We start from the raw sequence: 9586 nt of genomic DNA on the forward strand, positions 1-9586 counted from the left end.
AGCGATTTGACCGTCTAGAAAAAAAAAAAATGATGGTCTACGTGTAGAGCTAACTGAAACACAAGAAACTGTTGATTATTTATCAAGCAAAATATCTACAGCATGAAAAAAGAAAATCCGAAAACTTACTATTAAAGAAACTTAATATTTTTCACGACTGAAGTATTTTTAAACGCCATGTACGTTTCGAATTATTTACATTAGAAAAATAGAGTTGAGCCATAAGTTATAGACTCAACTCTAATATAATTACTCTACTATCTCAGTAAAAAAGCATGTTTTCATATGATTGACAAATGTTTCTCCTAGATCTGTGAAGGTTGCTGTTCCTCTTTTGTGGATAGCGGTTTTAAATCCTTCTGCATCTGCACCAGCAACGGTTAAGAAGTCGCAAATATCCGTGCAAACACCCACAACATGGACTTTTTCAACATCAAGTGCACGCAATTTTTCAGCTAAGTTCGTATTAAAGAACGCATTGTAATTCGATTTCGGCTGCATCATAACGTTGGAATTTGCTTCATGTTCTTGATACCAAGTCATAAGGTCACCATAAAGCTGTTGGCCGAAAGTACCTACCACATTATGCGCTGGCCAAAGTTCAAAGTGTTGGTCATTTTCTTGATGGGCATCCATTGCGATTACAACCACTTGATCACGGCTCAGAAATTCATTTGCCGTTTCAATAATATATGGGACAATCTCTTGAGCAGGTTTTCCCGCTGTTAAACTCCCATCATCCGCTACAAAATCATTACTCATATCGACGATAATCAAAGCTTCTTTCGCCATACACTCTCCCCCTCAAATTCCTAATATATCCATTATAAAGCGAAAAATGATTAAGGAAAATCAAATGGACTTCTCTAACAAATTTATTTCGTTTCAACTAAATATACTGCGAAGCCTTTTCGGTTTACAACGAGCTGAAGGTTTCTAAATAAAAAGAGCAGAAAGAAAACTCCTTCTACTCTAATTCGTAAAGATTTGTTTAATTTGCTTGCTCTAATAATGGGAATAAATCTTTGCCATAGTGTTTTTCCATTAGTTCACTTAGAGCACCTGATTCACGGATTTCTTTAATCGCTTCGTCATAAGCAGCAGCGAATTGTTCTTGTTCTTTGTTGAATAAAGGCCAAGTTTTGATTACGGCAAACTCATTGTAAACAAGGTCATCTTTAAACTCATAGTACGGACCGTTTTCATCTGAAACTTGTGCTGTATATAACGCTTCAATAGTGATTGCTCCATCCGCACGACCTTCGTTGACCCATTGCACAACGTCTAAATTGAACTCTTCACCAGCTTCAAGCTCCACTTCGTTAAATGGGTTTGCTTCATTATAGTCAGCAACAAGTGTATATTGAGCGCTGCTTGCTGCAATCGGTGCTAATGTCATTTCAGAAGTTGCAAAATCACTTAAGTTTTTAATATTGGATTGATCAGCAGGTAATAACAACCCAGCACTACTTAAACCAAGAAACTCTTGTGGGAATAGGAAGTTTTCTTCACGTTCTTCTGTGTAGAAAGCATTTTTCACGCCCACTTGATATTTCCCTTGCTCAACACCGATAAATAGGTCTTCATCTGTTGTCGGAACAAATTCAAATTCGTAATCCTCTAACGCCTCATCCACTAACATCATCGCTTCGACATCATATCCCGCAGGATTTCCATTCTCATCTACATATGTAATTGGCTTTGCCGCTTGCGCAAAGGCTACTTTGATTTTTGTAGTATCTTTTGTTTCTTGTACTTTTTCTGGCTGCTCATTTTCAGTCGCCGTTTCATTATTACCACACGCCGCGAGAATCGATACCGTGGCAAAACTTAAGGCGAAAAGTTTACCTAGTTGTTTGAAATTCATTTTTTAAAACTCCTTTTATACGTTTAACTATGGGAATGCGCACTTTACATATTGTAGCAGATTTGGCGAGGAATAAAATGGTCAGAAATGGAAATAAAGATAATACCAGAAATGGGATTGGTTAAGAATAAATAATCATAACCATTTGAACTAGTGGTCTTGTCACGCAAATGGTTTGCCTGTTCATATCAAAAACATATTGAAAAGTTCGTCACATACTAAAAAGTTTACTTACACTTCATCCCTTCTCCAGAAAAAAGCTAAATGAGTTCTTGATTAAATAAACATTCTTCTTAAAATAATTGCAGATATATTATGTAGAAGATTTTTCATTTCATCCAATGCCAGAAAACACGTATAACTCACACCTCGATAGACCACATTCTAGAAAGAATCACCCCGGCGCTACTCTATTAGAACGATATTTATCACTGCTATTCGAATAAATGCATCTAACCCTAGCTCCTTATCTTCCTTATCCTAAAGAGAATTGTCCGTCAATTCCATTCAATCCTACCCAATATGAATTTCCTGTCGGTGTTAACCCATCTTGATTACGGAATGTGTTTTTCCAGTTGTAATCCATGATATCGGTAATATGGAAGTCATATAATCTTCCCACCACATCGACTTCAATAAAATCATATACGGTATGAGCAGCTGATTGCGTTCCTGCAGGCGGTACGTTGTATTCACTATTTGGTATCGTTGTGTTCTTTTCGTGCTGTTCTCCACCTTCTGCTACCTCATATGGATACGTTGCTCCTGGATAATTGATCGCAAAGGCTCGATAATCTACCGTATATTCTCCTTCTGGTACCCATACCGGTAAGAAAAATGTTACTTGTTGCATATCGGGCGGTACGTTAATCCATGTATTTGCTGGATAGAAAGCCGCTTTTGTTTCTGAGTACACATCAAATGGAAATTTTACTTGTTTATTTTTATAATACTTCAAGTAATCTCGTTCCCCATATCCTGGATAATCTAAATGCTGTCCATTTGTTGGCAACCAAACGGTAAACGGTCGATCAAGGATATACGCATGTCGATCTATATCAGGATTGGCTGGTGTGGAACGCAGCGGTGGATTAATTCGTTGGTCATGTTCCTTATCGTCAGATGACCTTGAATACATCACAACCGGTGTATGGACGGTTACGGTATTAATATCTCGTCCATCGGAATCATTCGTAAACGATTTCGTTCTTGATGGTGATTTATTGATATTAATAATCCGATGATAATTTGCGGTGATACTACTATATGTCCTATAGTTATTCACCTTTTCGGCGTCTATATAGTACCCGTCTTCATCCAACTCCACTCGATCTGCTTTTGGTATTTCTTCCGGTTCGGGACCATGTGATTTAACCAGTCGATCATCCATATGAAGTTCTGTACCGTCTGTTTCCAATTCCACATAGTCGTTTTTTACATCTGGAATACGACTACCTAACTTTGCCGCTTCTTCAAATTCATCTTCATCATAGTAATCGGAACGGCTTGGTTTTCCACTTTTCCCACCATTCACTGACTGACTAGGCAGTGTGACATCGGAACATGGTTGCACTTTTACGTGGTCTTCCCAAATATCCGAATGGATTGCATCGACAGCCGTCTCATGCTCGTCATTAATCACTGTGACATGCATAGATGGTAGTGCATAGTTTTCAAACTCTAAATTTGTTAACTTGTACATTACTAAATGGCCAATCTGCCAAAAACTATAATCATACGCATCTTTATACGTATTCGTGATATGGTCTGTATCATATTCTGTTCGCCAGCAGGTTTTTGGGTTTTCACTAGAACCACATGAATACGATACTTGCCATCTCAAATTATACGTTTTATCCACTTCGATGGTGTACTCGATTTCACCCTCGTATTGTTGGAATTGGTAATCCGATAAATACCGTTCGGTTTCTCCCCAAACATCCAAATACTCGTCGGTGGGAATCGAGTAGTTCATCACATCGAAGATATCACTGGCGGTGCCATCATCTTCATTGATTTCCCCTATCGGATCAGCTTTCATATCATCTGAATCACTTTCCATATCGTCCGCTTTACCCACTGATGTTCTAACATCACAAGCTGGTCCATTTTCTCCATTACCATCACCACCTTCTACCGGTGGTATATCATCAAATTCAATATCCATGGTTAAATAGATATCATTATTATTATAGAAATAAGCTTCATCTCCGTTGTTACAAGGCCAAGCGCGTGTGTCTTTATTATAGATTGAAGTCATTCCATTTCCATCATATTGAAACATTTGCCCGGAAGCGACGGCTTGTTCATATACCTGTTCGCCATCGATTCCTGTATTCGCGAATCGTTGGATAATCTCATCTCTATAAGCTTCTGGCGAACGGTAGTATATATATGAACCGTCAGCTGTATTCCATGCTTTGGTTTCTATCCATGGATCTCCATTCTCGTTAGGTTGGTTATTATTACATGTGTATAAAATCCCACTCCATCCGGTTCGTTCTTCTGGTCTATGATCGATAAGTTCTTCCACAGCACTATATGATTGTGGTTCATCTTCCGGATTATCTCTACCAACAGAATCTTTCATTAAAATTCCATCAATTGTAATACCTCTTGCAAAAGCAACTTCAGAGTTTATTACCATGAAAGTGCAAGTAAATAGTAAAGATAGGAAAAAGAGTTTAAGGGTTAATTTACTAAACAATCATTATCCCTCCTATTTACTTTAGAAATGTTGTGTCTCTTAAAGTAGTATTAATACTTCTCTTAGTCCAGTCAAAATAAAGTGTATAGTGTCCACCATTATAAACTTCGCCTGTTTCTCTAACCTGATGAATATTTGATACCAACTCTTCTACACTAATTCTTAGAACTTCCGCATTTTCTTTAAGCCACTCATAGATTGGTTCTTTCATTAAATCAAGAGTACTCTTACTAACTGTGAAATTTAGAGTAATTGTATGTTTTTCTTTAATTTGTATTTCTTTTGCCTTTGCAATTTGTTCTTCTTTTAGCTGATACGCATCTGTATAACCATTTGGAAGAGGTACATTATCACGAGTAATTTCTTCAATTAACTGTTCTAAATTTGTTTCCTCTATTTCTTCTTTTTCAATCGGAACCGCTTCAAAGTTCGGATCAAGATTCATCGCTTTGTTCATGAATAATGCGTAGTGTACGCGAGATAATGATTCATTCGGTTTGAACGTACCGTCTTCATATCCTGCGGCTACACCGTTTGAATAGAGTGCTTTAATGTATTCTGCGTATTCATTGCTGTCAGGTACATCTTTAAAGCTATAATCCGCCTTTACTTCAAGGTCAAAGGCAATTGCTAAGGCTTTTGCCATTTCTCCACGAGTAATGGCTTTTGCACCGTTGAAGTTGCCCTTTCCATCCGCTTCTAAAATACCAGCCATTTGAACTGCTTTTATTTGATCGTAGTAATAGTGACTTTGCGGTACATCTTTAAAGGCTTTGAATGGTAGTGTCTTTGGTAAATCCGTCGCACTATTAATTAATACTGCTGCATGTTGACGAGAAATTTTCTCTAATGGACGGAATGTGCCATCTTCGTAACCATTAATAATGCCCTTCTCTGCCATTTGATGAATCGTTTCATAATAATCGCTATTCTTCGAAACATCAGAAAAGATTTTCGAAAAAGCTACTTTTTCCGATGCAAACGCTGGTGTTACCTCAGCATATTGTGTCATTGGAATCACAATGGCCGGTGTCATAACCGCTAAAGTCAAAGCACCTAAGACAAACTTATTTGATTTCATAGAAATCCCTCTTTTCCTTTTAATATTTTTATATAATTTAATTTTAACAGTCTTTACAGATTGCTCAAATTATACAAATAACTGGTTTTAAGTAATAATCCTTCCTTTGTGAGTATGGATATCTAACCATACCCCATTTTAACAACCAAGATTTGTCCCTTTTTAACTTGTTAGTATTTTTCTTCCAACCTTTAAATCCCACTACGTTCAGATAAAACAATTTCTCCTGGAACATGTATGTTGAAACGAACAACTTTAAATCCCATTATATTCAGATAAAACGCCTATTTCGAGAAAAATAAAGTGAATCACGAACGTCCTTTAAATCCCACTACGTTCAGATAAAACGAGGAAAACCCCGTTCCAAAACATATTGGTTTTGGTTACTTTAAATCCCACTACGTTCAGATAAAACAATCGGTGACGCATTTGGCGCTTTATTTGGTTGGCTCTTTAAATCCCACTACGTTCAGATAAAACTGGGGTGTAACTATCCCAAAAATCCCGATGTTAGCAAACTTTAAATCCCACTACGTTCAGATAAAACATTAAGAAGTCCATTGTTACAACTTCAGGATAATTCTTTAAATCCCACTACGTTCAGATAAAACAAGCGTTCCACAAGTACCACCGATAGACTCATCGGACTTTAAATCCCACTACGTTCAGATAAAACTAAAGATGAAGCGAGAGAAATTATTCGATTACTGCCTTTAAATCCCACTACGTTCAGATAAAACGGTATTTTTATGTTTATATCGAGAGTAAAAGCAAACTTTAAATCCCACTACGTTCAGATAAAACTATGTTAGAAAAGTTAAAAGAATCGGTATCCTCTAACTTTAAATCCCACTACGTTCAGATAAAACGTTTTTCTGTGTTTTAATACTTCTACATTTTGGCCATTCTTTAAATCCCACTACGTTCAGATAAAACCATGTCTATGCATTGTGAACAAATCAAATACTTCTGACTTTAAATCCCACTACGTTCAGATAAAACTATAGGTGAATACTTTGATACACGTTTTTCAGAACCCTTTAAATCCCACTACGTTCAGATAAAACAATAACGGCATTGCTAGACTGAATGAACATTTAACTCTTTAAATCCCACTACGTTCAGATAAAACGGACAGAGTGGTATGAGTTTTATAAATATTTGGGTCCTTTAAATCCCACTACGTTCAGATAAAACTACGCAATCGGACAAAATAGCGGAAAAGTATATGCAGTCTTTAAATCCCACTACGTTCAGATAAAACCTTTAGTGAAATTTAACGATGGAAGTATCATGACTACTTTAAATCCCACTACGTTCAGATAAAACTGAAACAATTAACACGAAAGAACATTATTACACTACTTTAAATCCCACTACGTTCAGATAAAACTATAATGCTCGATAATGGATTTGTCTATCTCGTCTCTTTAAATCCCACTACGTTCAGATAAAACTTGTCTTTTGCATTTTGCTTAAATTTGGATTCTTTCTTTAAATCCCACTACGTTCAGATAAAACAACAACATGTGGAAAAGCTTTATGGTGGGCAAATTGCTTTAAATCCCACTACGTTCAGATAAAACTTTGCAACCTTTTCGCCATTCCGAATGTCTTGATTGCTTTAAATCCCACTACGTTCAGATAAAACAGCTTTTTGATTTTCAAATACATCATACCAACCAATCTTTAAATCCCACTACGTTCAGATAAAACATCAAATTTTAAATATTCATTTAACATTTCTTCTTCCTTTAAATCCCACTACGTTCAGATAAAACATTTTTGTGGTATAATACGACACCCCTTAATTTTTCTTTAAATCCCACTACGTTCAGATAAAACTGGTAGCGGAAATGTCCATTTAAAAGACGAAATCACTTTAAATCCCACTACGTTCAGATAAAACGTGATTCGGTTGAAGTGCGTGTCGGAGTGGCCCGACTTTAAATCCCACTACGTTCAGATAAAACATCGTAGGTCGAATACGAGCAGCTGAATGTACTTTCTTTAAATCCCACTACGTTCAGATAAAACGTAATAGTTCTAGTTTTGATATGCCCGGTGGTACAGCTTTAAATCCCACTACGTTCAGATAAAACTTTGGAACAATGTCATAATTTGATAGTAGATCATCTTTTAAATCCCACTACGTTCAGATAAAACCTTTGGAACAATGTCATAATTTGATAGTAGATCATCTTTTTAAATCCCACTACGTTCAGATAAAACATAAACGCAGCGAAAAACTGCGAGCAAACTCCCCAACTTTAAATCCCACTACGTTCAGATAAAACGAAATAATCTGCGACTTTTTCTAAATTCTCCATTTTCTTTAAATCCCACTACGTTCAGATAAAACTTAAACACCGTAAGACGAATAGGGCATTTTATTCCTTTAAATCCCACTACGTTCAGATAAAACATAGATACAGCACCTATACTAACATCAACTGTTTTTGCTTTAAATCCCACTACGTTCAGATAAAACCAAAATGACTTGCATCAACACCATTTATTAAGTCATCTTTAAATCCCACTACGTTCAGATAAAACGTTTTTGTATATCTCAATAATACAAACAAGAGCTCCTTTAAATCCCACTACGTTCAGATAAAACGGGAGGCAGGAACGGTGCGGAAAACCTCCCCAATCGACTTTAAATCCCACTACGTTCAGATAAAACAAAATCTATCGATGATTTATACACGTTTGGGTTGAACTTTAAATCCCACTACGTTCAGATAAAACATCGATATGGTAGTTGGAGAATTCCTTTATCTCAAAACTTTAAATCCCACTACGTTCAGATAAAACAATAAGATTAAAAGTAACAGTGAAAATAAAGTGAACCTTTAAATCCCACTACGTTCAGATAAAACATAAGTGTTCAAGTGAAGCCTGGAACTCTGATTCACTTTAAATCCCACTACGTTCAGATAAAACGTACGTTTGACATACGAATATGCAAATATGTTTGTCTTTAAATCCCACTACGTTCAGATAAAACAAAATACAATCATACAAGGTGCTTTCCCTTTTTCTCTCTTTAAATCCCACTACGTTCAGATAAAACAGACCACCTCGCCGCAAATACAGCATTCAGTATGGGCTTTAAATCCCACTACGTTCAGATAAAACTGTACTTCCACGATGCCTTTTTTGTTATTTTTGAACTTTAAATCCCACTACGTTCAGATAAAACGTTGTTGGCAACATCTACGAGAATCCCGAACTATTAGACTTTAAATCCCACTACGTTCAGATAAAACGCGTTGGATATCGCAAATGGAAAGTTCAAAGTTAGCGCTTTAAATCCCACTACGTTCAGATAAAACTCGTGCAGCGTTAGATCGTGACGTATTCATTTTCTTCCTTTAAATCCCACTACGTTCAGATAAAACTATCCTCCGTAAAGTACGTCCGTCATGATATTATCACTTTAAATCCCACTACGTTCAGATAAAACAGTATTAACAGCTTTAAAATCAATTCTTTATATTACCTTTAAATCCCACTACGTTCAGATAAAACTATCCTCCGTAAAGTACGTCCGTCATGATATTATCACTTTAAATCCCACTACGTTCAGATAAAACTGGTGCTTCAACGTATTTGTATACCCCTACTTTTCTACTTTAAATCCCACTACGTTCAGATAAAACACGGCTAAAGGTATTGATTATCATTACCATCGTTCCTTTAAATCCCACTACGTTCAGATAAAACATAAGGAATGCTGCTATTTTTGAAACAGTTGATTTATTCTTTAAATCCCACTACGTTCAGATAAAACTGTCGTCTCCATCACGGAAGTTAATGTCCAGATTGTTCTTTAAATCCCACTACGTTCAGATAAAACTGAATGCTAGAGAATAATTTTTCTTCTTTTTTTGTTCTTTAAATCCCACTACGTTCAGATAAAACCGAA

The 9586-nt window shown here is 36.3% G+C and carries 4 protein-coding genes and 1 CRISPR repeat array; all 4 genes read right to left on the reverse strand.

All coding sequences use genetic code 11. The annotated features are described in order from the left end of the window. Positions 1-249: 249 nt before the first annotated feature. Positions 250-792 (reverse strand): cysteine hydrolase family protein, encoded by a 543-nt coding sequence (locus tag P0D87_RS31430; RefSeq protein WP_408637114.1) that lies wholly within the window; start codon positions 790-792, stop codon positions 250-252. A 199-nt stretch (positions 793-991) separates the two neighbouring features. Continuing rightward, entirely contained in the window at positions 992-1867 is an 876-nt protein-coding gene (locus P0D87_RS31435; protein WP_408637115.1) for a transporter substrate-binding domain-containing protein, read from the reverse strand. Between the two features lie 475 nt (positions 1868-2342). Next, positions 2343-4457 carry a DUF5704 domain-containing protein gene (locus P0D87_RS31440; protein ID WP_408637116.1) on the reverse strand — a complete coding sequence of 705 codons (2115 nt, stop codon included), beginning with the start codon at positions 4455-4457 and terminating at the stop codon, positions 2343-2345. A gap of 133 nt (positions 4458-4590) precedes the next feature. Beyond that, a complete protein-coding gene (locus P0D87_RS31445) occupies positions 4591-5655 on the reverse strand; it encodes an S-layer homology domain-containing protein (RefSeq protein WP_408637117.1) in 1065 nt (354 codons plus the stop codon). Between the two features lie 189 nt (positions 5656-5844). Next, positions 5845-9582: a CRISPR direct-repeat array (repeat unit 29 nt; unit sequence CTTTAAATCCCACTACGTTCAGATAAAAC). Positions 9583-9586 lie beyond the last annotated feature (4 nt).

The organism is Paraburkholderia sp. RL17-368-BIF-A, assembly GCF_046054045.1.
Lineage (GTDB): Bacteria > Pseudomonadota > Gammaproteobacteria > Burkholderiales > Burkholderiaceae > Paraburkholderia > Paraburkholderia graminis.

Bases quoted from the DNA above. Each gene is read 5' to 3' on its own strand.
- P0D87_RS31430 (WP_408637114.1), bottom strand. From the start codon at position 792: ATGGCGAAAGAAGCTTTGATTATCGTCGATATGAGTAATGATTTTGTA.
- P0D87_RS31445 (WP_408637117.1), bottom strand. From the start codon at position 5,655: ATGAAATCAAATAAGTTTGTCTTAGGTGCTTTGACTTTAGCGGTTATG.
- P0D87_RS31440 (WP_408637116.1), bottom strand. From the start codon at position 4,457: ATGAAAGATTCTGTTGGTAGAGATAATCCGGAAGATGAACCACAATCA.
- P0D87_RS31435 (WP_408637115.1), bottom strand. From the start codon at position 1,867: ATGAATTTCAAACAACTAGGTAAACTTTTCGCCTTAAGTTTTGCCACG.